This is a genomic window from Mycobacterium sp. smrl_JER01 (assembly GCF_048513595.2).
Lineage (GTDB): Bacteria > Actinomycetota > Actinomycetes > Mycobacteriales > Mycobacteriaceae > Mycobacterium.
In genome coordinates this window covers 3,172,085-3,194,713 of record NZ_JBLXXK020000001.1, presented here as the reverse complement: position 1 = coordinate 3,194,713, position 22,629 = coordinate 3,172,085, and the positions used below count along the sequence as shown (strand labels likewise).

Annotated in this window: 25 protein-coding genes; 11 read left to right on the top strand and 14 right to left on the bottom strand. The window is 68.6% G+C overall.

Features of this window, described 5'->3' with window-relative positions; genetic code table 11:
• Window positions 1–8 precede the first annotated feature (8 nt).
• On the top strand, window positions 9–785 hold the full coding sequence (locus ACNUDN_RS14960) for an MmyB family transcriptional regulator (protein ID WP_498450156.1): 777 nt from the start codon (window positions 9–11) through the stop codon (window positions 783–785).
• Window positions 786–874: 89 nt separating this feature from the next.
• Entirely contained in the window at window positions 875–1,297 is a 423-nt protein-coding gene (locus tag ACNUDN_RS14955) for a lipoprotein LpqH (RefSeq protein WP_419122667.1), read from the top strand.
• A gap of 15 nt (window positions 1,298–1,312) precedes the next feature.
• Here the strand turns inward: ACNUDN_RS14955 and ACNUDN_RS14950 are convergent, their stop codons facing one another.
• From ACNUDN_RS14950 to ACNUDN_RS14935, 4 genes are all read right to left on the bottom strand, one after another.
• On the bottom strand, window positions 1,313–2,113 hold the full coding sequence (locus ACNUDN_RS14950; RefSeq protein WP_431960121.1) for a L,D-transpeptidase: 801 nt from the start codon (window positions 2,111–2,113) through the stop codon (window positions 1,313–1,315).
• 142 nt (window positions 2,114–2,255) lie between these two features.
• Complete coding sequence (locus ACNUDN_RS14945; RefSeq protein WP_419122665.1) at window positions 2,256–2,915, bottom strand: Pr6Pr family membrane protein; 660 nt, start codon at window positions 2,913–2,915, stop codon at window positions 2,256–2,258.
• A gap of 17 nt (window positions 2,916–2,932) precedes the next feature.
• The gene (locus ACNUDN_RS14940) at window positions 2,933–4,225 is read right to left on the bottom strand and encodes a DUF7159 family protein (RefSeq protein ID WP_419122664.1); all 1,293 of its coding nucleotides are present in this window, start codon (window positions 4,223–4,225) and stop codon (window positions 2,933–2,935) included.
• Window positions 4,226–4,316: 91 nt separating this feature from the next.
• Window positions 4,317–5,270: a threonine ammonia-lyase gene (locus tag ACNUDN_RS14935; protein WP_419122663.1), complete on the bottom strand. Its 954-nt coding sequence runs from the start codon at window positions 5,268–5,270 to the stop codon at window positions 4,317–4,319.
• Between the two features lie 57 nt (window positions 5,271–5,327).
• Here ACNUDN_RS14935 and ACNUDN_RS14930 point away from each other — a divergent pair, with 57 nt between their 5' ends.
• Window positions 5,328–5,756: an acyl-CoA thioesterase gene (locus tag ACNUDN_RS14930; RefSeq protein ID WP_419125177.1), complete on the top strand. Its 429-nt coding sequence runs from the start codon at window positions 5,328–5,330 to the stop codon at window positions 5,754–5,756.
• 89 nt (window positions 5,757–5,845) lie between these two features.
• Window positions 5,846–6,868 carry an agmatinase gene (gene speB / locus ACNUDN_RS14925; protein ID WP_419125176.1) on the top strand — a complete coding sequence of 341 codons (1,023 nt, stop codon included), beginning with the start codon at window positions 5,846–5,848 and terminating at the stop codon, window positions 6,866–6,868.
• On the opposite strand, the gene ACNUDN_RS14920 is transcribed toward speB, so the two are convergent.
• Window positions 6,852–7,733, bottom strand: coding sequence for a cyclopropane mycolic acid synthase family methyltransferase (locus ACNUDN_RS14920; RefSeq protein ID WP_419122662.1), 882 nt, complete (start codon window positions 7,731–7,733; stop codon window positions 6,852–6,854). The genes speB and ACNUDN_RS14920 overlap by 17 nt on opposite strands.
• A 280-nt stretch (window positions 7,734–8,013) precedes the next feature.
• Between ACNUDN_RS14920 and ACNUDN_RS14915 the strand changes: the two genes are divergently transcribed.
• From ACNUDN_RS14915 to ACNUDN_RS14900, 4 genes are all read left to right on the top strand, one after another.
• Window positions 8,014–8,217, top strand: a complete 204-nt coding sequence (locus ACNUDN_RS14915) for an Rv3202a family protein (RefSeq protein ID WP_419122661.1) — start codon at window positions 8,014–8,016, stop codon at window positions 8,215–8,217.
• 73 nt (window positions 8,218–8,290) lie between these two features.
• On the top strand, window positions 8,291–9,460 hold the full coding sequence (locus ACNUDN_RS14910; protein ID WP_419122660.1) for a serine hydrolase domain-containing protein: 1,170 nt from the start codon (window positions 8,291–8,293) through the stop codon (window positions 9,458–9,460).
• A gap of 64 nt (window positions 9,461–9,524) precedes the next feature.
• Window positions 9,525–9,920 carry a hypothetical protein gene (locus ACNUDN_RS14905; protein WP_419122659.1) on the top strand — a complete coding sequence of 132 codons (396 nt, stop codon included), beginning with the start codon at window positions 9,525–9,527 and terminating at the stop codon, window positions 9,918–9,920.
• A 17-nt stretch (window positions 9,921–9,937) separates the two neighbouring features.
• Window positions 9,938–11,239: a cytochrome P450 gene (locus ACNUDN_RS14900; protein ID WP_419122658.1), complete on the top strand. Its 1,302-nt coding sequence runs from the start codon at window positions 9,938–9,940 to the stop codon at window positions 11,237–11,239.
• Between the two features lie 11 nt (window positions 11,240–11,250).
• On the opposite strand, the gene ACNUDN_RS14895 is transcribed toward ACNUDN_RS14900, so the two are convergent.
• The 4 genes from ACNUDN_RS14895 to ACNUDN_RS14880 form a co-directional block, all read right to left on the bottom strand.
• Window positions 11,251–11,793 (bottom strand): hypothetical protein, encoded by a 543-nt coding sequence (locus ACNUDN_RS14895; RefSeq protein WP_419122657.1) that lies wholly within the window; start codon window positions 11,791–11,793, stop codon window positions 11,251–11,253.
• Window positions 11,794–11,904: 111 nt separating this feature from the next.
• Window positions 11,905–12,315: a hypothetical protein gene (locus tag ACNUDN_RS14890; protein WP_419122656.1), complete on the bottom strand. Its 411-nt coding sequence runs from the start codon at window positions 12,313–12,315 to the stop codon at window positions 11,905–11,907.
• Between the two features lie 64 nt (window positions 12,316–12,379).
• Window positions 12,380–13,486, bottom strand: a complete 1,107-nt coding sequence (locus ACNUDN_RS14885; RefSeq protein WP_419122655.1) for a glycosyltransferase — start codon at window positions 13,484–13,486, stop codon at window positions 12,380–12,382.
• An 84-nt stretch (window positions 13,487–13,570) separates the two neighbouring features.
• A complete protein-coding gene (locus tag ACNUDN_RS14880) occupies window positions 13,571–14,524 on the bottom strand; it encodes a dienelactone hydrolase family protein (protein ID WP_419122654.1) in 954 nt (317 codons plus the stop codon).
• Between the two features lie 101 nt (window positions 14,525–14,625).
• Between ACNUDN_RS14880 and ACNUDN_RS14875 the strand changes: the two genes are divergently transcribed.
• From ACNUDN_RS14875 to ACNUDN_RS14865, 3 genes are read left to right on the top strand one after another with little or no spacing between them, the layout of a single operon-like run.
• Window positions 14,626–16,437, top strand: a complete 1,812-nt coding sequence (locus ACNUDN_RS14875; protein WP_419122653.1) for an N-acyl-D-amino-acid deacylase family protein — start codon at window positions 14,626–14,628, stop codon at window positions 16,435–16,437.
• Window positions 16,427–16,897, top strand: coding sequence for a nuclear transport factor 2 family protein (locus tag ACNUDN_RS14870; protein ID WP_419122652.1), 471 nt, complete (start codon window positions 16,427–16,429; stop codon window positions 16,895–16,897). The genes ACNUDN_RS14875 and ACNUDN_RS14870 overlap by 11 nt, the downstream gene beginning before the upstream one ends.
• Window positions 16,898–16,907: 10 nt before the next feature.
• Window positions 16,908–18,671 (top strand): N-acyl-D-amino-acid deacylase family protein, encoded by a 1,764-nt coding sequence (locus tag ACNUDN_RS14865; RefSeq protein WP_419122651.1) that lies wholly within the window; start codon window positions 16,908–16,910, stop codon window positions 18,669–18,671.
• Window positions 18,672–18,738: 67 nt separating this feature from the next.
• Here the strand turns inward: ACNUDN_RS14865 and ACNUDN_RS14860 are convergent, their stop codons facing one another.
• From ACNUDN_RS14860 to ACNUDN_RS14840, 5 genes are all read right to left on the bottom strand, one after another.
• Entirely contained in the window at window positions 18,739–19,224 is a 486-nt protein-coding gene (locus tag ACNUDN_RS14860) for an SRPBCC family protein (protein ID WP_419122650.1), read from the bottom strand.
• 2 nt (window positions 19,225–19,226) lie between these two features.
• On the bottom strand, window positions 19,227–19,583 hold the full coding sequence (locus ACNUDN_RS14855) for an ArsR/SmtB family transcription factor (RefSeq protein ID WP_419122649.1): 357 nt from the start codon (window positions 19,581–19,583) through the stop codon (window positions 19,227–19,229).
• 63 nt (window positions 19,584–19,646) lie between these two features.
• Window positions 19,647–20,753, bottom strand: a complete 1,107-nt coding sequence (locus ACNUDN_RS14850; RefSeq protein WP_419122648.1) for an amidohydrolase family protein — start codon at window positions 20,751–20,753, stop codon at window positions 19,647–19,649.
• On the bottom strand, window positions 20,754–22,115 hold the full coding sequence (locus tag ACNUDN_RS14845) for a type I glutamate--ammonia ligase (protein ID WP_419122647.1): 1,362 nt from the start codon (window positions 22,113–22,115) through the stop codon (window positions 20,754–20,756).
• A gap of 21 nt (window positions 22,116–22,136) precedes the next feature.
• Window positions 22,137–22,619, bottom strand: coding sequence for a carboxymuconolactone decarboxylase family protein (locus tag ACNUDN_RS14840; protein WP_419122646.1), 483 nt, complete (start codon window positions 22,617–22,619; stop codon window positions 22,137–22,139).
• Between the last annotated feature and the right edge of the window lie 10 nt (window positions 22,620–22,629).

Genomic DNA, 22,629 nt, shown 5'->3' with positions numbered 1-22,629 from the left:
CTGGGGTCGTGACGAACACCGCGCCGCCGACCATCGCCTTCGGCGAGATGATGCGGGGCTGGCGCCGGCGTCGCGGACTCAGCCAGCTCGATCTGGCGCTGGCCGCCCGGGTGTCGGCGCGTCACGTCAGTTTCATCGAGACCGGCCGGTCGGCGCCCAGTCGGGCGATGGTGCTCCGGCTGGCGACGGCTCTCGGTGTGCCACAACGGGATCGGAACCGGTTGCTGGTCGCCGCGGGGCTCGCCCCGGCCTATGCCGAACGAGCGCTGGACGCGCCGGACATGGCCGCCGTGCGTGACGGCATGCAGATGGTGTTGACGGCCTACCACCCCTACCCCTGTGTGGTGCTCGATCGCACCTGGCGGATCGTGCAGGCCAACCCGGGGGTGGCGGTCCTGCTCGACGGCGTGGCTGCGCATCTGCTCGACGAGCCCAACGCGCTGCGCCTCACCCTGCACCCCGACGGGCTGGCTCCGCGGATCCGCAACCTCGCGCAGTGGCGAACCCATCTTGTGGAGCGGGTCCGCCGCGAAGTGGCCTGGTCAGGTTCGGCTGAGCTGGATCGATTGTTGTCCGAAATTGAGTCCTATCCAGGCGGATTCGAGGAAGCCCCCGATCTCGGCGGGGTCGCGGTGCCGCTGGAGCTGGAGATGTGCGACGGTCGGCTGCTGCGATTCCTGAGCATGGTCACCACCTTCGGTACCGCGCTGGACCTCACCGCGGCCGAGCTCAGCATCGAAGCATTCCTGCCCGCCGACGAGTCGACCGCCAAAGCACTGCGCTGACACCCCGGAGAACGTGTCGGGACGTGCGGTCGGCGATAACCCCGGCATTTCGGCCGGGAGGAGGGGTCGACCGCATAGAGTCGGGGCCCATGGGGACACGACACTTCGCGGCCGTCGTCGGCGCGATCGCCGTTTTCGGCCTGGCCGGCTGCTCGACGCCCGAACCTGCGCTCGGTGGCACCACCGCCACCGTGTCGATCGACGGCGACGACGCCGGCGGGACGCATGCGGTGCAGTGCCGGCAGTCGGGTTGGTCGTGGTACATCCAGACCCCGGACCAGGAACCAGGATTCACCGCCGTGCTGTCGACCGGCGACGGGGTCAGCGCGGAATCCGTCGATTTCCGGGGGTTGGGGGGATTCACCGGATCGTACTGGGCCGACAACATCGGCGAGGCCGAGGTGACCGGGGCCAACGGCAGCTACACGATCACCGGAAGTGCCGATGGCGCCTTCGACGACAATCCCAGCGACGCGGTCACCGCCGAGTTCCGTATCCAGGCCAACTGCTGAGCCCTCCTGGAAACGTCAGGCCTGCACGATGATCGGATCGCCGACGCGTACGGTATCGAAGTACCATGCCGCGTTGTCGGGGCTGAGGTTGATGCAGCCGTGGCTGACATTGGCGTAGCCCTGCGATCCGACCGACCACGGGGCGGAGTGCACGTAAACGCCACCCCAGGTCACCCGCACCCCGTACTCCCCCTTGATCAGGTAACCCTCGGGATCATCGAGCGGGATGCCGATGGTGCGGGAGTCGAACGTGACGTTGCGTTGTTTCTCCAGTGCGGTGAACCGGCCGATCGGCGTGGGGAACTTCGCCTTGCCCATCGACGCCGGCATCTGGCGGGCGACTTCACCGTCGATGCTGACGGTGAAGGTGTAGGCGCTCAGATCGGCGACGCTCACCACTGCCGAGCCGGTCTGGAATCCGGTGGCAAACCCACCCACCTCCACGCTGACCGGTGTGTGCGCGGGGAAGAACTGTGCCGGCGTCCACTCCACGACCCGGTTGTCCAGCCAGGTGAAGGAACCGGCCGCCGGCGCGGGCGCGCCCGCAGGAACGACCGAGATGGATCGCTCGGCGGCCGGTCGATTCGGCACGTCGGCGACGAAGGTCACGGTCACCGGGTGCGCGACACCGACGGTCTGGCCGGTCCCGGGCGACACGCCCGCGACGGCGGGTCCGACGGTCGATCCGGCGGCTCCCACCGGCAGCGGCGCACTCAGGACATGGCCGGTGAACAGAGCGGCGCAGCCGATCACGGCCACCAGTAGTCGGGCCCTCGCAGGTGCGGAACGTCTTTGCTGCCGACTCCGTCTCAGCACGTTGCCATCCTAGTTCGTGGTGGACAGTCCGTAATGGCTATCGACCTTCGGTGCGGGATCGTTTCGGGGCCGCATTCATCCGGTGCCGCATTCTTCCGGTGCCGTCCTCTTGAGGTGCCGCATTCTTGAGGTGCCGCGTTCCTCAGGCGCCGGAATGTTCCACGCGGCTGGGATGCGTCACCGGCGGGGCACCGACGACGGCCTGCGCCCCCCGATGGGCCGCCAGCAGGATGTAGCCCAGTGCCAGCACACAGGCCGCCAGCGCCCCCACATTCATCGCGACGGTGGCAGCGCCGACGATGTCAGGATCGAGGAAGTAGTACGGCGCCCGCCTGCCGGCATTGTTGAGGACGAGAAGGGCCAGCACCAGGTATGCCGCCGGGTAGCCCAGCCATGCCACCGGTTGCCACCACGGCACCCGCACCGCGCCGCGGCCGACCAGCAGCCAGTCGCCGAGCGCAAGCAGCGGAACGGCGACGTGCAGAAGGAGATTCGCCGGTGTGTAGCCCATGCTGTGGTCGGTGAGGAACACGTTCCACACCACGCCGGCCATCACCACGTAGAGAACCATCGCACCCCGCACGCCGGCCCGACTGTCCGCGCGCGGCGACACCAGAGTCCACACGTAGTACCCGGCGGCGAGCAGGTTGGCCTGATAGGTGAACGTGATCAGGCGCCATGCCGCGCCCCGGCTGGAGGTGAGTTCGACCAGCAGCACCGCGGCCACCACACAGGCGACGATCGCGATCCGCAATCCGAAACGCAGGTAGGTCCGTGACGACGGGCTGGTGGGCGGGCTCACCCCAGCGAGGGTATGCGTTACGGCTGCGGTCCGACGGCAGGCGGCGGAGCAACCGGCTGCACATCGTCGCCGTCGGCATTCGACAGGCGGTCGCGGATCCGCTGCAGGATGCCCGGGCGCTCCTGCGGTACGGGCGGCGCCTGGTCCGGGCCCGCCACCGGTTCGACCGGTAGGGCAAGGTCGGGCGGTACGTCGGTGTGCGGCGGGAGTGCGAGCTCGGGCGCCACGCCGGGCACGCCGGGGTCGGGCATGCCGGGGTCGGGCATGCCGGCTTCGGTTAGGGAAGGCTCGATCGCGGAGACCGGCTCGGGCGCCATGACGTCGGCGACCGCGGGCGGCGGCGCCGACGGCGGGGTCGGCTCGGCAACGACGACCTCGGCGGCCGGCTGCGGATCGGCGCTCGGTGCGGCGGGCGGTGGGGCCGGGCGCGGTGCGGCCGGCGCCACTGCTGCGGTGTCGGCCGAGGGCCGCGGTGGCGCCGGCTGTTCGGGAGTCAGCGCCACCGCCACCGCAGCCGATACCGAGGCCACGAAGGTGAGCACACCGGCAGCCAGCAGTGCGGCGGGTCCGACTCGCGCCACCTGCTTTGTCGCCGTGGAAGTTTCCCGCGCGTCGGCGGGTTCCGGTCCGAGGTCCAGGTCGCCGGTACGTGCACAGGCAAGTGCGGCTCCACGGGCCAACGCCAACTGCGCGGCGGCGGGCGAGACCACCGGGACCGCGAGGGCGTCCTCGAGAATCGGTGCCAGCCCATCAAGGTCCTCGGCGGAGCCGACGAGCACCAGTGCCTCGGGCTCCCAGTCGGCGCGAGCGAAGACAGCGGACAGCCAGCCCACCAGATCCTGTTCGGTCACCACCGAATGGTTCACCGCGGTCTGTACGGCTCCGGCTTCGGTGGCCACGAGTGCGATGAGCTGTCCGGGTTCCACGACGCACACCGCGGTGGTGCGCAAGCCCATCACCTGCGCGATCCGCCGCGCCAGCGCGTCGGTGGCTTCGGAGAGCCGGACCGCGACGATGTTGTCGAAGCCGGCCGCGCTGAGCGACTTCAGCAGCAGCGTGGCCTCGGCGTCGGCCTCGTCGCTCCATGTCACGCCGATGGAATGCACCCGGCGGCCCAGATCGGCGGCCACCGCCTCACTGCGGCGGACGGCGGCGGTGGCCTGCTCGGAGGTCCGTGCGGCATCTGCCGCGCCGTTCCCGCCGACGGCGAAGCCGGCGCCGTCGAGCGTGGCGCCGTCGACGTCGTGGCCTTCCACCAGCACCACACCGACGGCTGACGGTGTCACCGACAAGCCCAGAACCGCGTCCACTCACACTCCTTCGCAAATCCCCGGTGGACCCTACTCCTGCCCACCCGGTCATTGCACAACTGTCTAATGAGCGCACACGGTGACCGTGGCCTCAGCCGGTGAGAATCTGCTGGAGCAGGCCCGGTTCCACATTGCCGCCGGACAGAATCAGCACCGTGTCTCCCGGCGGCGTGGCGCCCAGCCGGTAGGCGGCCAGGGTCACCGCCCCACTCGGTTCACTGACCAGGTGGGCCCGGTGCGCGAGCTCGCGCACGGCCGAGCGGATTTGGTCCTCGGACACGGTGATGACGCCGTCGAGTACATGTTGCAGGTGGGTGAAGGTCAGTTCCGAGGGCTGCGAGCGCAGACCGTCGGCGATGGTGCGGTTACGGTCCGCGATCGGCCAGTCGACGCGGTGGCCCCGGCGTAGCGCCTCGGCGGTGTCGGCGGCCAGTTCGGGTTCCACGCCGAAGACCCGCACGTCCGGGCGCAGCGCTCGGATCGCGGTGCCGATACCCGAGGCCAGGCCGCCGCCGCTGACCGGGACCAGCACGTTGCGCACCGATGGCAGGTCCTCTGCGATCTCGAGGCCTATCGTGCCCTGCCCGGCGATCACAGCGGGATGGTCGAACGGCGGGATCAGCACCGCGCCGGTTTCGGTTCGCACCTGCTCGGCGACCGCTTCGCGCTGCCCGGCCGCACACAGCACCACGCGTGCGCCGAGGTCCCGCGTTGCCTGCACCTTGACCGTCGGCGTCTCCTGCGGCATCACGATGTGGGCGCGCAGGCCGAACACCGCCGCGGCATAGGCCACCGCTTGTGCATGGTTACCGCTCGAATACGTGACGACATCGCTCACCGTCGCTCCCCCGGCTTCGGTGAGCGTCGCCATCGCGTTGAACGCTCCACGCACCTTGAACGCGCCGATGGGTTGCAGGCTTTCCGGCTTGATCCACAGCGGACGCGCCCGGTCGCCCCAGCGTGCGGACAGCAAGGGGGTGCGCACCACGTGGGGGCGGATCCGTTCAGCCGCCGCCCGAACGTCGTCGATCGTCACCATCTTCATGCGGCCAAGTCTGGCCCAGGGACCCCGGACCGACACGACCGCACCGTGTCTAGGGTGATGCGGGTGACCGAGTTCTCGATGGCCGTCGTGCCGCGGTATGCCGAGATCGATCAGCAGGGCGTGGTGTTCAACGGCCACTACCTGACGTGGTTCGACGAAGCGTGCACCGGTCTGCTCGACTCGCTGGGCACCGAGTATCCGACGCTGATCGGCCGCGGGTACGACTTTCAGGTGGTGCATTCGGAGATCGATTTCGCGGCCCCGGTGCGCTGGCGCGACGAGGTCCGCGTGACCGCGCGCTGCAGCCGGGTCGGGACAACGAGTTTCACCGTGGCTTTCGGCGTGCAGGCCCGAAGCGGCGCGGGCCAGAAGCGGCTCGCGGTGCGCGCACACAACGTCTACGTGGTGGTGTCGACCGCCGACTGGGCCAAGCGGCCGATTCCCGACGGGCTGCGCTCAGCGTTGGGCCGTTCAGCGGCCGGCTGAGCGGTACCGTCAAGCCCATGGGCGAGGACCAGGACGATCTCCGCGGGGGTCGGCACCACGGGGGCGATCACCGGCACCTTCCACCGGGCATGGCCGAACAGCTGGACCTGGCCTACGCCGGGGTGGCCTCGTTCGGTCACCGACCCTTCCTCACCGAGGTCGAGCAGCTCGACACCTGGAAACCCGATGCGGCCGTCGTCGGGGCGCCGTTCGACATCGCCACCACCAACCGGCCGGGCGCACGGTTCGGGCCACGCGCGATCCGTGCCACCGCCTACGAGCCCGGCACCTACCACATGGACCTCGGCCTGGAGATCTTCGACTGGCTCGAGGTGGTGGACTTCGGCGACGCCTACTGTCCGCACGGGCAGACCGAGGTGTCGCACCGCAACATCCGGGAACGCGTGCACGCCGTCGCCAGCCGCGGCATCGTGCCGATCGTGTTGGGAGGCGACCACTCGATCACCTGGCCGGCGGCGACCGCGGTGGCCGACGTGCACGGCTACGGCAAAGTCGGAATCGTCCACTTCGACGCGCACGCCGACACCGCCGACGAGATCGAGGGCAATCTCGCCAGTCACGGCACCCCGATGCGCCGGCTGATCGAATCCGGCGCCGTGCCCGGATCGCACTTCGTCCAGGTCGGCCTGCGCGGGTACTGGCCGCCGCGGGACACCTTCGAGTGGATGCTCGAACAGCGCATGACGTGGCACACCATGCAGGAAATCTGGGAACGCGGCTTCAAAGCGGTGATGGCCGACGCCGTCGGCGAGGCGCTGGCCAAGGCCGACAAACTGTACGTGTCGGTGGACATCGACGTGCTCGACCCGGCGCACGCCCCCGGAACCGGAACACCGGAGCCCGGCGGCATCACCAGCGCCGACCTGCTGCGCATGGTGCGGCAGCTCTGTAGAGAGCACGACGTCGTGGGGGTGGACGTGGTGGAAGTGGCGCCCGCCTACGACCACGCCGAACTGACCGTCAACGCCGCCCACCGGGTGGTGTTCGAATCGCTCGCCGGGATGGCGGCGCGCCGTCGCGACGCCGCCGACGGCGCGGTGGGACAGCCGGCCCGGTCCTACCGGGACCGGGACGTCACTTCTGCAGAGTGAACTGGCAGATGTCGGTGTAGCCGCCGCGGAACAGGTCCGCGCAGCCGGTGAGGTACTTCATGTATCGGTCGTATACCTCGCGGGACTGGATCTGCACAGCGTCGGCCTCACGCTTCTGCAGCGCTTCGGCCCAGATGTCGAGGGTCTTGGCGTAGTGCTCGCGCAGCCGTTGCTCGCGGGTGAGCCGGAAACCCGCCTTGGCCGCATGGTCGGCGACCGTGGTGGGCTTGGGCAAGTCCCCGCCCGGGAAGATCTCGTCCATGATGAACTTCGAGAACCGCACCAGGCTCATGGTCAGCTTCAGGCCTCGGTCGGCGAACTCCTCGTCGGTGGGCTTGATGATGGTGTGCAGCAGCATCACGCCGTCGGCGGGCAGGATCTCGTAGGCCTTCTTGAAGAATTCGTCGTAGCGGTCGCGGCCGAAGTGCTCGAAGGCGCCGATCGACACGATGCGATCGACGGGCTCGTCGAACTGCTCCCACCCGGCGAGCAGTACCCGCTTGGTCCGCGGACTGTCGTCGGCGTCCATCCGCTGCTGCACATGAGCCTGCTGGTTGCGGCTGAGCGTCAGCCCGATGACGTTGACGTCGTACTTCTCCAGTGCGCGCAGCAAAGTCGCGCCCCAGCCGCAGCCGATGTCGAGCAGGGTCATCCCGGGTTCGAGACCGAGTTTGCCCAGTGACAGGTCGATCTTGGCGATCTGCGCTTCTTCGAGGGACATGTCGTCACGCTCGAAGTAGGCGCAGCTGTAGGTCTGCGTCGGATCGAGGAACAGTCGATAGAAGTCGTCTGACAGGTCGTAATGCGACTGAACGTCCTCGAAGTGAGGCTGCAGATCCGCAGAGCCGCTCGTGGTTTCTGGCAAAGTACAAGCCTTTGAGAATCGAAGAAACAGTTCGGTTGGCGAGGCCCCACCGGGCTTGAGGGCCTATCCCGTTTTCGCGGAGTGCACGCAGCCTACCCGAGGGTCCCCGGAACCAGTGAATCACCAGCGCGTACTCGACAGCAACGACACACCCCGGCCATGACCGCGGCGCCCACCGATGCGTGCCGTACCGGGGAATGGGTACCCGGACGCGTCAACCGGACCGCGCCTATCGTAGAAACTGCTGTCCGCACGCCACCGACCTTCGGAGGAAACGCCGATGACGACCCCCGACCGCGACCCGCTCGGAGACGCCGCCGAAGCCGACGTGGCTGAACAGCTTCAGCCGGTCGCCGACGCCGACGAGGACACCTGGCGTGACGCCGAGCGCGTCAGTGGAGACCGCGACTGGCAGGCCAGCGAGGCCGATCTGATCGAACAGGCGATCGAGGTTCCCGACGACGAATCCGAGTTCGATCGCTGACCCGATCGGCGATCTGCACCTCCGGGTGTCGGACGTGACCCGGAGGTGCCGGTGCCGCGAATACGCTGGCGCGATGACCGCCCGGCTGGTACTCGTGCTGCTCGTCGTGGTTCTCGCCGCATCGGCGTGTGCCCAACCGAGCGTGGACAGCACCCGCACCGCAGAGCCGACCGGCCCTACCGCACCCGCGGCGACGATGGCCGCCGAGGTGACCGGCCGACTTGACGGGGCCATCGAACGGGTGATGGCCCAGGGCGGCATCCCGGGCGCCGTCATCGGGATCTGGGGCCCCGACGGGGACTATGTCCGCGCCGTGGGCGTGGCCGACACCAAGACCCGCGCCCCGATGAAGACGGATTTCTACAGCCGCATCGGGAGCCAGACGAAGACGTTCACCGTCACCGCGGTTCTCCGACTCGCCGAACAGGGCAGGCTCGGCCTGGATGACCCGGTCTCGTCCTACGTCGACGGTGTACCCGGCGGTGACGGCATCACCCTGCGTCAGCTTGCGCGGATGCAGAGCGGGCTGCCCAACTACTCGGCCAACCCCGAGTTCGTGAAAGCTCTCTACGCCGATCCCCGCCGAGACTTCACGCCCCGGGAGTTGCTCGACTTCGCGTTCGCCGAGCCGGCGACGTTCGCCCCCGGTGCCGGATTCGAGTACTGCAACACCAACACGGTGCTGTTGGGGCTGGTGGTGGAGAAGGTCAGCGGCGCTCCGCTGCCGGACTACATCCGCGATCACATCAGTGTGCCGCTGGGCATGGCCGACACCAGCTTTCCGACCGGTGCCGCCTTCCCCAGGCCGCACGCCACCGGATACACCGAGCAGACCGCCGACGGCCGCAACGCCACCGCCACGGACTGGAACCCGTCCTGGGCGTGGGCCGCAGGCAGCATGATCTCCACCCTGCACGACATGCGCATCTGGACGCACGCGCTGGCCACCGGCTCCCTGCTGACCCGACCGATGCAGGATCAACGGCTGCAGACCGTCGACCGGTCCGGACGGCCCGCCCCACACGGCTACGGTTTGGGGCTTTTCAACCTGGCCGGCTGGATCGGCCACAACGGCAGCCTGCCCGGCTATCAGACCGTCGCCGTGTATCTGCCGCAGCGGCAGATCGCGATGGTCATCTTCGTCAACACCGACATCCCGGTGCGTGGCGCCGATCCGGGCACACTGCTCGCCACCGCCCTGACCACCGAGCTGACACCCGACCACGTGTACCAGCTCGCCTGACCTCGACCGTCGGAGCCCGAACCGGGTGCGATTGCCGGTGCCGTCCGGCGGGTATCTGAGCAGGGTGACTGACGCGAGTGACGCCACCGTGGAGGCGGTCGGCAAGGTGAGCGAGGCCCTGGAGTTCGTCGAGCGGGCCAGAGGGCAGCTGTATTCGTTTCACCAACTGATGGGTCATGCCGATCTGCTGCTCGGCGAAGCGTGCGAAGCGCTACGGGAAGCGGGTCACGACGCCGTGGCCGAACGGCTGGAGACCGACATGGTGGGCCGCAATGTGCTGCACGGGCGGTGGACATTCCAAGTGGTCGAGGAGTTCGACGACGGCTACTGGTCGGTGTTCCGTGACCACGAGCGCCGCGTCCGGGATGAGCTGGTCGGCGGCGAGCGTCACCTCCACGAAGCGCGGATGAAGGAAGATCGCCGGACCCACGGCAGAACGGGGCACGAGCACCGCCCCTAGGGCTACGCTTGGACTGCATGAGCCTGGGCGTCGACAAGTCACCCGTCACGCGCACCAACGGCGTCGCTCCCCCCGACGTGCCGCTGGCAGATGTCGATCTCGGATCGTGGGACTTCTGGGGTCGCGACGACGACTTCCGGGACGCGGCGTTCGCGACTCTGCGCCGGGAGGCGCCGATTTCGTTTCACGCCGCCTACGTCGCCGACCCGGATACCGAGATCGCCGGCCATTGGGCGCTCACCCGCTACGACGACGTGTTTTTCGCGAGCAGACATCCCGAGATCTTCAGCTCGGCGCTCGGCATCACCGTGGGCGACCAAACCCCCGAGCTCGCAGAGTACTTCGGCTCGATGATCGCGATGGACGACCCGCGGCACACCCGGCTGCGCAACATCGTCCGTAGCGCCTTCACCCCGAGAGTGCTGGCGCTGATCGAGGATTCGGTGCGTGCGCGAGCCCGCGGCTTGGTCCGAGACATGGTCGCCGCGCACCCCGACGGTCATGGCGAGCTGGTCTCCGAGCTCGCCGGACCGTTGCCGCTGCAGATCATCTGCGACATGATGGGCATCCCCGAGCGGGACCACCAGAAGATCTTCCATTGGACCAACGTGATCCTCGGCTTCGGGGATCCCGATATCGCCACCGACTTCGACGAGTTCCTTTCCGTTGCAATGGGTATCGGTGCCTATGCGACCGAGCTCGCCGACAGTCGCCGCGACCACCCGGGCGAGGATCTGACGACCAGCCTGGTACAGGCCCAGTTGGACGGAGAACGCCTGACCTCCGCCGAGGTCGCGTCCTTTTTCATCCTGCTGGTGGTCGCAGGCAACGAGACCACCCGCAATGCGATCAGCCACGGGGTGCTGGCGTTGAGTCGTTACCCCGACCAGCGCCTACGGTGGTGGTCGGACTATGCCGAGCTGGCCCCCACCGCCGTGGAGGAGATCGTGCGATGGGCTTCCCCTGTAGCGTACATGCGCCGCACCGCGACGCGCGACATCGAGCTCAGCGGTGTCGAAATCGCTGCCGGAGACAAGGTTTCGCTGTGGTACGGATCCGCCAACCGGGACGAGTCGAAATTCGCCGACCCCTGGATGTTCGACATCGGCCGGCATCCGAATCCCCATGTCGGTTTCGGCGGCGGTGGCGCGCACTTCTGCCTGGGTGCCAACCTTGCCCGCCGCGAAATCACGGTGGCCTTCGAGGAGCTGCACCGGCTGGTGCCCGACATCCAGGCCGTCGAGGAACCTGATCGACTGCACTCCGCCTTCATCCACGGGATCAAGCGGTTGCCGGTGTCCTGGAAGCCATCCCGCTGACGGGTCCGCGTTCAGCGGGACCGGACGTCCGGACGCATCCCTTCGGCGGGTCCGTCGCGCCGGTCGCGATCGGTCACCGGACCGGGGTCCGCGGCACGCGTGGGAGTCCCCGTGGCACGCGTGGGAGTCACTGTGGCGGGGCTGTTTCCGGAGACGTTCTCGGGGGCGTAGGCGACGTTGTCGGCGGGGTGGCGCTCAGCCTCCCGCCCGCCGCGCGGATCCAGCTTGTCGGCGTGCTCGCGACGCGCCTCGATGTGCTCCTGCGAGCTGGTCAGCGCATCCCGCCGGCTGGCCGCGGTGTCGGCCAGCCGGGCAGCTTCGGCGGCCTTGGCGTCTGCTTCGGCCTGGGCGGCCCGGGCTTTGGCCTCGGTCTCCTCGACGATCGAGGCCTGCCGCTGCACGCGCTGTCGGTCGTGCTGCACTTCCTCGCGGATGCGGTCGGCCTCCTCGGCGCGCCGACGGGCCCGGTTCCTACGCGCCAGGAACACGACCGCGCCGATGGCGACGATCGCGACGACGGCGATCACGATCCAGACCATGTTGTTGCTGTCCATGCCGGCTCCTTCGTTCGCGGGGGCGGTCACGGCTGACGACCCCGTTGATTCGGCGGATGCCCGGCCGGAAGTTACGCTAAACCGCGGGGGTTCGGTGCGGCCGACGGCCTGTCACAGGACCGAGCTGTACGGCCCGCTCTCCTGGCAGTACTTCTGCGGCGGGTTGCCCTTGGCTGCGCAGCCGCGACCGGTCGAGGTGTAGGTGGCGCCGGCACGGTAGGGCTGGAAGAACACCTGGGCGGGCAGGATGCCGCGGCCCTGCGAGCACTGACCCGGTCCGCCGGCACCGTCCATCTGGATGCATGCGGTCGTCGAGTAGGTGACCGCCCCGTCGCAGGCCCGGGTGGTCACGGTGGCGGTGACCATGTCGGTACCCGACACATTCACGACCCGCGGCGCGGTGAGTTCATAGCTGCATGCGGTCGCGGGAGCGGGTTGCGCCCCGGCAGTCGCCACGGTGGACACGACAGTGGATCCCAGCAGCGAGGCAGTGGCGGTGAGCACGGCGAACGTCCGGAACATCACTGGATGGTAAGCCACCGCTGAGGTTGCCGACCGGCGATGGGCAGCATTGGCCGCTCGCCGTTCAGTCAACGCCGAGCGCGGAGAGCATTCCGGTCGCCGAACGGTGCCAGGTGAACTGCTCGGCGCGCCGGCGCGCGTCGTGCCGGCGCTGCTGCTCGGGACGGGTCAGCACCGTGCTGACAGCGCTTGCGATGGCGCGTGGGTCGTTGTCGGCGGCAGCGCCGCTGTCGTGCGTGAGGATCTCGGCGAGCGCCGACGTGCGTGACACCACCGCCGGGGTGCCGCAGGCGAGGGCTTCCAGCGCAGCCAGCCCGAAGGTCTCGTGCGGACCCGGAGCCAGCGCGACGTCGGCGCTGGCCAAAATCGCCGCGACGGTGTCACGGCAGCCGATGTATCCGGTGAAGTCGACCGGTAACCGGACCGCCTGGCGCTGCAGCCGGGCTCGCAGCGGCCCCTCCCCGACCACCACCAGCCGGGCGTCGATGCCCGAACTCCGAAGGGCGGCAACGGTGTCGATGCTGCGATGCGGTTGTTTCTCCACCGAGAGCCGTCCGCAATGGACCAGCAGCAGCTGGTCGGGACCTGCCCAGCGGCGACGCACTTCGGCCGACCGATGGCGTGGGTGGAACTGGTCGAGGTCCACGCCCAGCGGCACGGTCGCCACATTGCGGGCGCCGATCCGGTCGAACTCCGCACGGGCGAACGCCGTGGTGCACACCACCGCGTCGTAGTTCGCCGCGGTTCGGCGGTTGGCGAAGTCGGCCACCGCTCGCGCGATGGGCACCGGAAGAATCTGCCCGACCAGGCGGTCCAGGCGCTCGTGGGAGATCATCACCGTCGACACACCGTTGCGGCGCCCCCAGGGGCCCAGTGAGCGCAGGGTCAGCCGGTCCGACACCTCCAGTGCGTCGGGCTGTAGTTCTTCCAGTTGGGCGATCACCGGACGAGGATGCACGGCGCGATACCCGCCGGTGCACGGTATCAGCCTGGCGGGCAGGCAGATACGGATGACCCCGGAGGCGAGTGTGGTCCACTCGGGTCGCGGCCCCGGCACGATGAGGAACACGGTGTGCCCGGCAGCGCAGTATTCGGCGCCGAGCCGGTCCACGGCGGTGCGCAGACCGCCGGAGCGCGGGCCGTAGAAGTTCGCCACCTGCACCACCCGCATGGCTGCATCAGAACCTGCGGGCGTGTGCGAAGCGCAACGACTGGTCGGCCGGATGTCGAACAGCAGGTGTCGTGTCGGTGCCCGTTACCCGACGTGGACGGCCAGCCAGTCGAGCATGCGGGTCCACGCGTCCGCCGCCGCGGCCGGGTCGTAGCGATCGCCGGTGTCGTTGAAGAAGGCATGGTTGGCACCGGGTTCGGTGACGAGTTCGTGCACCAGACCGGCGTCCTGCAGGGCGGCAGCGGCGACCGGTTCGGTGGCGTTGACCCGCTGGTCGAGTTCGCCGTAGAAGCCGAGTACCGCAACGTCGCGCGACCCGGTGAAGTCCGGGTCGTCCGGCGCGGGTCCGTAGAAGGGGAATGCGGCCGCCAGTTCGGGCGCGCCCGCGGCGAGCAACTGCCACACCAGACCGCCGCCCATGCAGAAGCCCACCGCGGCGACGGTGCGCCCCGGGGTGCGCCGCTGCACTTCGGCGATACCGGATCTGAGGTCGGCGACCATGTCTTCGGGTGTGCGCGTGCCCAGCGCCGCTGTCGCCTGCGCGGGATCGTCGAACGTCGCGGTGCCGCCTTGCGCGGAGAGCAGATCGATGGCCAGGCTGGAGTACCCTGCTCCGGCGAGTCTGGCGGCCACCGAACGCACCCAGTCGTTGAGTCCCTTGTTCTCGTGGATCACCAGGATGCCGCCGCGGGCCTCGGTGGACGGCGCATCCGCGTTCCCGGGTCCCGCGCCGTCGGCCCATGCGCCCTGCAGCTCACCGGCAGGACCCGGCCACGTGATGGGCACGGTGGGCCGCGCTGAATCCATGCCGGGCGGCGGTGACGCGGACTCGGGGCCGGACGGCGACGGGTCCCCGGCGTTCTCGGCAGAACTCCCGGGCTGCTGGGTGTTCTGGCCGCAGGCGGCGATCAGGGCGGTGGCGGCTGCGGTTCCGACCCCCAGCAGCGCCAGTCGGCGCAGCGCTTCCCGCCGGGACAGCAGACCGTCCACGTGGTCGGTGGCGATCTCCTCGGCGATGTATCGCTGCAGCGGCGTCACAGCCACCGATTATGCGCGTCGGACCGGTACGCCGGTCCGAGTAGACACTCAACAGAATCTGTTCACCATTTTCGTTGACACTCGCGTCGGCGCGCTGTTCGATGAGCACTGTGACCGATGCTGTGACCTACGACACGATCATCCGCAACGGCCGCTGGTTCGACGGCACCGGCGCGCCCTCTGCGGTGCGCACTATCGGCATCCGGGACGGGCACATTGCAGCCATCATCGACGGCGACCTCGACGACGCCGGATGTTCGCAGGTGATCGACGCCTCCGGGCAGTGGGTGCTGCCCGGCATGCTCGACATCCACACCCACTACGACATCGAGGTGCTCGACGGGCCCGCGCTCGCGGAATCGTTGCGGCACGGCGTCACGACGGTGCTGCTCGGATCGTGCTCGTTGTCGACCGTGTACGTCGACGGTAGCGATGCCGGCGACATCTTCGGCAGGGTCGAGGCCATCCCCCGGGAGCACGTCATCGCCGCGGTGGACCGTCACAAGAGCTGGTCGGACGCAGAGCAGTACATCGCTGCGCTGGAGGCGCGACCGCTGGGCCCCAACGTCGCGGCGTTCCTCGGCCACTCCGACATGCGGGCGGCGGTGCTCGGTCTCGACCGCGCCACCCGCAAAGATGTGCGACCGACGAAGCACGAGCAGGCCCAGATGGAGCAGATGCTGGCCGCGGCGCTACGCGCCGGATTCGTCGGAATGTCGTCCCAGCAGTTGCTCTTCGACAAGCTCGACGGGGAGGTCTGCCGCTCCCGTACGCTGCCGTCGACCTATGCCAGGCCCCGGGAGCTGCGCAGGCTGAAATCCCTGCTCCGCCGTAGTGGGCGGGTCCTGCAGTCGGGCCCGGACATCACCAACCCCGTCAACGTCGGCTCCCAGCTTGCGCAGTCGCTGGGTGTCATACGTAACCCGCTCAAGACCAGCCTGCTCTCGGCCGCCGACGTCAAGTCCAACCCGGCAGCCGTCACACTGCTGGGCCCGCTGGCGCGGCTGGTCAACCGGCTCGGCGGCAACTTCCGATGGCAGCACCTGCCGGTGCCCTTCGAGGTTTATGCCGACGGGATCGACCTGGTCATCTTCGAGGAGTTCGGTTCGGGCGCCGCGGCGCTGCACCTGGCCGACGAAGTCAAGCGCAATGTGTTGTTGCGCGACGAGACCTACCGGCGCCGGTTCCGCAAGGACTACGACGCCAGCTTCGGGATGCGGGTGTGGCACCGCGATTTCTTCGACGCCGAGATCGTGGCCTGCCCCGACGCCTCCACCGTCGGCAAGTCGTTCGGCGAGGTGGGCCGGGATCGCGGCGGTCTGCATCCGGTGGACGCATTCCTCGACCTGGTCGTCGAGTACGGCGCCCAGTTGCGCTGGCGCACCACGATCTCCAACCACCGTCCTGAGGTGCTCAAGAAGCTCGCCGCCGACTCCGGGATCCAGATGGGGTTCTCGGACGCGGGGGCGCACCTGCGCAACATGGCGTTCTACAACATGGGGTTGCGCTTGCTGCGCCACGTTCGGGACGAGGCACGAGCCGGGCGGCCTTTCATGACCGTCGAACATGCCGTGCACCGGCTCACCGGTGAACTCGCCGACTGGTACCGCATCGACGCCGGACACCTGCGGCTCGGGGACCGCGCCGACGTGGTGGTCATCGATCCCGAGCGTCTCGACGACTCGTTGGACCGCTACGCCGAGGACCCGGTGACGCACTACGGCGGGCTTTCGCGCATGGTCAACCGCAACGACGAGACCGTCACCGCCGTGTTCGTCGGTGGCCGTGCGGTGTTCCTTCAGGGCCGGCCCACCGCGCTCGTCGGCGCCGAACGCACCGGTCGTTTCCTGCGCGCCGCGCACCGGTCCCCCGCCGTCGCGACAGCAAAAAGCGAGTTGGCACATGCCGGTTGATCAGCGAGCCGACCCAGGTCAGGCCGAGGCCACCGTGGAGGCCATGTGGGCGGCGCTGTCGGCCCGCGACTGGGACGCGGTGGCGGGTTTGCTGTCCGCAGGCTGCATCTATCTGGACATGCCGGTCGGTCCCACGGCCGCCGCCCGGGGGCCGGCGGACATCGTCAAGCGTTTGAAGATCGGTCTTGAACCGCTGGCCGGTTACCGGAACTTCCCTGGCCTGATGGTCAGCAACGGCACCGATGTGATGTACGAACACAGCGAGGAATGGCTCTGGGGCAGCGGCGAATCCGCACTGCTGAAGTTCGTCACCGTGCACCGGGTCGAGGGCGGCTTGATCACCTTGTGGAAGGACTACTGGGACATGGGCGCGCTGACCGCTCATGCCCCGCCGACCTGGATGGATGACTTCGCCAACGCCGACATGTCGTGGGTGTTCGACGCGACCGGCCTGGTCTGAGGAGCGACTCATGCTGGATCTGAAGATCACCGGCGGCACGGTCGTCGACGGGACGGGCGCCGAGCGGTTCCGGGCCGACGTCGGCATCCGGGACGGCCGCATCGTCGAGGTGCGGCGCCGCGACGGCGACGATGCGGGATTGCAGACCGAGGCCGCCGAGGAGATCGACGCCACCGGCCGGATCGTCGCGCCGGGGTTCGTCGACGTGCACACCCACTACGACGGTCAGGTCAGCTGGGACGAGACCTTGGAACCGTCGAGTCTGCACGGCGTCACGACCGTGGTGAGCGGCAATTGTGGTGTCGGTTTCGCCCCGGTGCGGCCGGGCCGCGAGCAGTGGCTGATCGAGCTGATGGAAGGTGTGGAGGACATCCCCGGCTCCGCACTCGCCGAGGGCATCACCTGGCAGTGGGAGAGCTTCCCGGAGTACCTGGACGCGATCGAGAAGCGCAGCTTGGCAGTCGATTACGGGACCCAGATCGCCCACGGCGCGGTCCGTGGCTATGCCATGGGCGAGCGCGGGGCCGACAACGAGGAAGCCACCGCCGATGACATCGCGGCGATGGCGCGCATCGTCCGGGAAGCGATCGAGGCGGGCGCGTTGGGCTTCTCGACCTCGCGCACCGAGGCGCACCGCGCAATCGACGGGCAGGCGGTGCCGGGTACCTATGCCGCCGAAGCCGAGCTGTTCGGGCTGGGTCGTGCGATGGCGGCCGGAGGCCGGGCGGTTTTCGAGGTGGCTCCCCAGGGCACGGCCGGCGAGAGCCCGGCCGAGGCGTGCATGCGTGAGATGGAGTGGATGGCGAAACTCTCCGACGACATCGCCCGGCCGGTCTCGTTCACGTTGATCCAGGCCTCGCATGCCCCCGACCTGTGGCGCCGCCAGCTCGACCGCGCCGAGAAGGCGCACGAGAACGGTATCGAGCTCTATGCGCAGTTTGCGGCTCGCCCGTTCGGCATGTTGCTGGGCTTCCCGGGATATCACGCGTTCACCCATCGACCGACGTTTCGTTCGGTGTCGGCCGCTGCCGCCGGTGACGGGCTCGCAGCTCAACTGGCCGACCCGGCGGTCAGGGCGGCGATCCTCGCCGAAGAGGATCTGGCGCCGAGGCCGGGTGCCCTCCTCGATGGTCTGTTCGCCTTGGCGCAGTACAGCACCGACCGCATCTACGCCATCGGTGACCCTCCGGACTATGAGCCCACCCCAGACAAGACGGTGGCCGCCATCGCCGCGGACCGCGGCCAGAACCCGCTGGAGACGATGTACGACCTGATGCTGGAGGACGACGCCGGCGCCATGCTGATGTTGCCGTTCTTCAATTACGCCGAGGGCGATCACAGCGCGATCTACGAGATGATGCAGAGCCCTGCGGCGGTGTCCGGGCTCTCCGACGGCGGGGCTCACTGCGGCCTGATCTGCGACGCCTCCTACCCCACGTTCCTGCTGACGCACTGGGCCCGCGACCGCCACCGCGGCCCGAAGTTCTCGCTGGAGTACGTGGTGCGCAAGCAGACACTGGACACGGCAACGCTTTTCGGGTTGTCTGACCGCGGCGTCATCGAGGCCGGTAAGAAGGCCGACATCAACGTGATCGACATGGCCACGCTGCGGTTGGGTGTGCCGCGGATGGTCCATGACCTACCCGCCGGCGGGCGTCGGCTACTGCAAGGGGCTTCGGGGTACGACGCCACGGTGGTCAGCGGCGTGGTGACCCGGCGTCACGGCGCCGACACCGGCGCCAGACCGGGCCGGCTGCTGCGTGGTGCGCGCTGACCTGCTGTACCGAGATTGTGTGCCGCGCGGCCATTTCGGCCAACGGCCGCGCGGCCCGTTGTCGGCGTCAGTCGGCGAGCAGGCCGTCGATCTGGTTGATCGCCGAAGACGCACCCTCGACCACACCCATGTCGAGCACCTGCTGCAGGGCCTCGGCGGACTGGTAGGTACTGACGAACGTCGACCGGGTGCGACCGTCCTGCTCGGTGAACGTGAAGACGTTCTTGGAGACGGGCAGGTTCGGGTCCGGGTTGAAGTCCAGGTCGGCGAAGCCGTCGTCGAAGGAGAAGCTGCTCGGTTCATCGACGGCGGTCACCCGCCAGTACCCGGCGTACTTCTCGCCGTCCGGACCGGTCATGAAGTAGGTCACGCGCCCGCCGGGCCGTAGGTCGTGGTCGACCACTGTCGCAGGGCATCCCGGTGGGCCCCAGATCTTTTCCAGCTGACGAGGATCGGCGTAGACCTGCCAGACTCGTTCGACCGGGGCGGCGAACTCGGCGACGATCGTCAACGTCCGATTCTCCAGGTCCTGCTGGACATCGGTCACGGGCATGGTCACTCCTTGAGGTCGTGGTTCTGATTGTTCGGATCTGTACTGATGAGCTCGTCGATACGCGACACCCGGCCACGCCAGATCTGCTCGAGTTCGGTGAGCATGGATGCCACCGACCGCACTGCTGCCACGTCGCCGCTGGCCAGCTGCTCACGGCCGTTGCGCCGCTTGGTGATCAGACCGGCCTTGTCGAGTACCGCGACGTGTTTCTGGACCGCGGCGAAGCTCATGTCGTACTTGGCCGCGAGCGTGGAGACCGAGTGCTCCCCGGCGAGCACCCGGCGCATGATGTCGCGCCGGGTCCGGTCGGCGAGGGCGTGGAACAGCGCGTCAGCCCTGTCCTCGTCCTGTTCGATCACCACCTAAACATACAACCAAACGGTTGTATGTTGTCAAGGGTTTTTGGTCCACGGGTCGGTGGGTCAGTCCAATTCGTAGACGCGCCTGGCATTTTTGTGGGCGATCAGATCGACCACGCGGACCGCGTCGGCTTCGCTCCACTGGCCGTCGTCGACGAATCGTTGCAACGTGGTCGCCATGCCGCGGCGCCACAGGCGGGCGCCGAGGTGGTGCAACTCGGACGGGCCGAATCCGTCGGACGAGTACAGGATCTTGCGGAACGGGGCAAGCTCGAGCAGGCGTGCGATGAACGCGCTGGAGCGTGCGCCCAGATGGTTGATCGCCAGCCCGCCGTCGAGGTAGACGTTGTTGAACGCCTGCGCCAGGTAGCCGGCTTCACGTTCGTAGGGATAGCAGTGCAGCAGCATCACCGGTGTCTGGCCGCTCATTCGCAGAAAGTCCAGCAGATGAACGGGATTGGTGGTGTGCAGGTCGCAGTCGCGATCGCCGAAGCCGGTGTGCAACTGCAGCGGTTTGCCGATCCGCAGGGCCCGGTGCAGACCGAAGCGCAGCAGCACACGATCGGTCAGCCGGGTTGCGCCCGCGTCACGCCAGCGGGCGGCTGCCTCGGCGACCTCGGCCGCAGACGGTAGGCTCAGATCTCCGATGAACCCGCCCCGGTAGGCCAGAACAGACTTGGTGCCCACCGCGGTGCGGGTCTGCTCCTCGAGCAGTTCGTCGAACGCCGCGGCGTAGTCCCCCGGCACCGCGGCGGCCTGCTCGGCGACCGACTCCAGCCGCACGATCTCGTGAACCCGCCCTGCGCCGAGGTCGGCCAGCTCGTCGAGATCGGCGACCCCGGCGGCGAAGCCGGTGTCCACCAGCCAGTCCGACACGCCGGCGGCACTCAAGAACTGCTGCGCCACCACGGATTCGGCGATGCTCGAACGGGCGGACCAGTAATGGTCCGGATCGGCGTGTGGCTGAAGGCCGAGCAGCTCGGCGCAATGTGCGCGCACGGCGAATCCCAGTTGGGAGTCGAAGCCGGAGTCGAACTCGGCGAGCGGTTCGGTGTTGGCCTCGTTGAGCGCGTTCTCGAACCGCACCCGATCACCGCTGGTGAGCCAGCAACCGTGGACGTGGTGGTCGACGAGCCGGACGGCCTCGGCGTGCTCGCGCAGCGCCGTCATTCACACGCTCCAGGCGAGCCGGAACTTCTCAGTGAGTTCCTCGGCGCCCAGTTGTCCGTAATGCTGTTGTTCGTAGCGCCGCACCGCGACGACGGCGTCCACCACCGCGTCACCGAGGATCTCGCGCATCCGTACCGAACCGTCGAGCGCGTCGAGAATTGCCGACTGATCGGTGTCGAGCACCGTCACCCCGGCCTGGGCGCGGACCTCGTCGGAGAGGGTGGACGGATCCACGGTGACCTCGCCGGGCAGGGTGAGATCCCGTTCGATGCCGTCGAGGGCCAGTCCCAGGATCGCCGCCGACGCGAGATAGGTGTTCGCGGCGGGATCGATCACCTTGACCTCGACGTTGGCGCCGTGCGGATTCGCTTCCCCGCCGGGCAGATAACGTATTGCGGCTTCCCGGTTCTCGGTGCCCCAGCAGGCGAAGGCGCCCGACCAGTGTCCCGGCTGCATCCGCAGTCCGGACAGGATCGATCCACTGAGCAGGCCCTGGGACTCCGGTAGTCCGGCGAGCAGACCTGCGATCGCCGATGCCCCCTGGGTGGTCATGCCGGCCGGCCCGTCGCCACCGGAGAACAGCGGGGCGCCCTCGCGGCGCAGCGAGAAATGTTGGTGGGCACCCGATCCCACACTACCCGCGAAGGGCACCGGGGACAGGCTGGCCCGCATCCCGTACTTGCGCGCGACGCGGCCGACGATGATACGCATCAGCGTGGCGTGGTCGGCGGCCGCGACGGGTGGTTGCGGCGCCAGCGAGATCTCGAATTGGTTGGCCCCGTACTCGGGATGGAACTGTTCGATCGCGACGCTGGAGGCGTTTGCCGCCGAGGTCACGTCCCGCACGAAACCCTCGTATTCCAGTACCCCCGCCAACCCGTACTGGGCCCACAGGTGGGTGGGCAGTGCCGAACCGTCGGCGCCGACCAGGACGAACTCGAGCTCGTGGCCGACCAGCGCGTCGATACCGGCTTCGGTCAGCCGGTCCTGCACCCGGCGCAGGGCGCCGCGCGTGCAGTAGGGGTCGGGGGCGCCGTCCTGGCCGAAGAACGACCCCGGCGCCCACGCGAATCCGTCACCCAGGATGCGCAGCGCGCCGAGGTCGATACGGATTCGCTGATCGCCGACCACACCGGTGGCATCGCCGAACACGATGCCCGTCTGGTCGACGGCGAAGACGTGCCAGACGGGGCTGGCGCCCAGGCCGGGATCGGCGAACGAACCCATCCGGCGCAGCGGAACAGTCTTGGCGTGGATCAGTCCGGCCGGGTTGACGACGGTGCCGATGAGGGTCGCGACGCCGTCGGCCTCCAGTTGTGCGATGGCCGCGGCGGCGAGCGGTTTGGCTGCCATGTCAGCCATTCTGCCGTCACCGTCGGCCGCTCACAGCGTGATCTTGCAGGCCTGACCGATGTCGAGGGTGCGCAGTACCCGTCCCATGCCCACCCACATCGCGCAGGAGATCGCCAGATCGGTGAGCAGTTCGTCGTCGAAGTGCGCTGCGGCGCGTTCCCAGAAGTCCTCGTCGTCGCGCAGTCCGGTGTGATCGGTGGCGAACCGGTGCGCGAACTCCATCGCGATGCGCTCGGCGTCGCTGTAGCCGGGCCAGGTCCGCCACTGTGCGGCGTAGTCGTAGAACTCCTCGTCGATGCCGTTCGCCGGACCCTCGGAGTCCCGGGTGTTCTGGCAGGTGACACATTCGTTGGCCGCGGCGATCACGATGCGCGCCGCCTCCCGGACCCGCATCGGCAGCCGGTTCTTGGTGTAGACGGCATTGCTGAACTTCGCCATCGCCGCTCCCAGTTCGGGTGACGTGACCGCGAAGCCGGTCACGTCGTCGTCGGCGAAATCTCCGATTCGGCTCATGGCCGGATTG

Excerpts from the sequence above, each read along its gene's own strand:
- ACNUDN_RS14955 (WP_419122667.1), top strand. The coding sequence starts at position 875 with ATGGGGACACGACACTTCGCGGCCGTCGTCGGCGCGATCGCCGTTTTC.
- ACNUDN_RS14935 (WP_419122663.1), bottom strand. The coding sequence starts at position 5,270 with ATGAAGATGGTGACGATCGACGACGTTCGGGCGGCGGCTGAACGGATC.
- ACNUDN_RS14930 (WP_419125177.1), top strand. The coding sequence starts at position 5,328 with ATGCGGGTGACCGAGTTCTCGATGGCCGTCGTGCCGCGGTATGCCGAG.
- speB (WP_419125176.1), top strand. The coding sequence starts at position 5,846 with ATGGCCGAACAGCTGGACCTGGCCTACGCCGGGGTGGCCTCGTTCGGT.
- ACNUDN_RS14915 (WP_419122661.1), top strand. The coding sequence starts at position 8,014 with ATGACGACCCCCGACCGCGACCCGCTCGGAGACGCCGCCGAAGCCGAC.
- ACNUDN_RS14910 (WP_419122660.1), top strand. The coding sequence starts at position 8,291 with ATGACCGCCCGGCTGGTACTCGTGCTGCTCGTCGTGGTTCTCGCCGCA.
- ACNUDN_RS14900 (WP_419122658.1), top strand. The coding sequence starts at position 9,938 with ATGAGCCTGGGCGTCGACAAGTCACCCGTCACGCGCACCAACGGCGTC.
- ACNUDN_RS14895 (WP_419122657.1), bottom strand. The coding sequence starts at position 11,793 with ATGGACAGCAACAACATGGTCTGGATCGTGATCGCCGTCGTCGCGATC.
- ACNUDN_RS14890 (WP_419122656.1), bottom strand. The coding sequence starts at position 12,315 with ATGTTCCGGACGTTCGCCGTGCTCACCGCCACTGCCTCGCTGCTGGGA.
- ACNUDN_RS14885 (WP_419122655.1), bottom strand. The coding sequence starts at position 13,486 with ATGCGGGTGGTGCAGGTGGCGAACTTCTACGGCCCGCGCTCCGGCGGT.
- ACNUDN_RS14875 (WP_419122653.1), top strand. The coding sequence starts at position 14,626 with ATGAGCACTGTGACCGATGCTGTGACCTACGACACGATCATCCGCAAC.
- ACNUDN_RS14870 (WP_419122652.1), top strand. The coding sequence starts at position 16,427 with ATGCCGGTTGATCAGCGAGCCGACCCAGGTCAGGCCGAGGCCACCGTG.
- ACNUDN_RS14865 (WP_419122651.1), top strand. The coding sequence starts at position 16,908 with ATGCTGGATCTGAAGATCACCGGCGGCACGGTCGTCGACGGGACGGGC.
- ACNUDN_RS14860 (WP_419122650.1), bottom strand. The coding sequence starts at position 19,224 with ATGCCCGTGACCGATGTCCAGCAGGACCTGGAGAATCGGACGTTGACG.
- ACNUDN_RS14850 (WP_419122648.1), bottom strand. The coding sequence starts at position 20,753 with ATGACGGCGCTGCGCGAGCACGCCGAGGCCGTCCGGCTCGTCGACCAC.
- ACNUDN_RS14845 (WP_419122647.1), bottom strand. The coding sequence starts at position 22,115 with ATGGCTGACATGGCAGCCAAACCGCTCGCCGCCGCGGCCATCGCACAA.
- ACNUDN_RS14840 (WP_419122646.1), bottom strand. The coding sequence starts at position 22,619 with ATGAGCCGAATCGGAGATTTCGCCGACGACGACGTGACCGGCTTCGCG.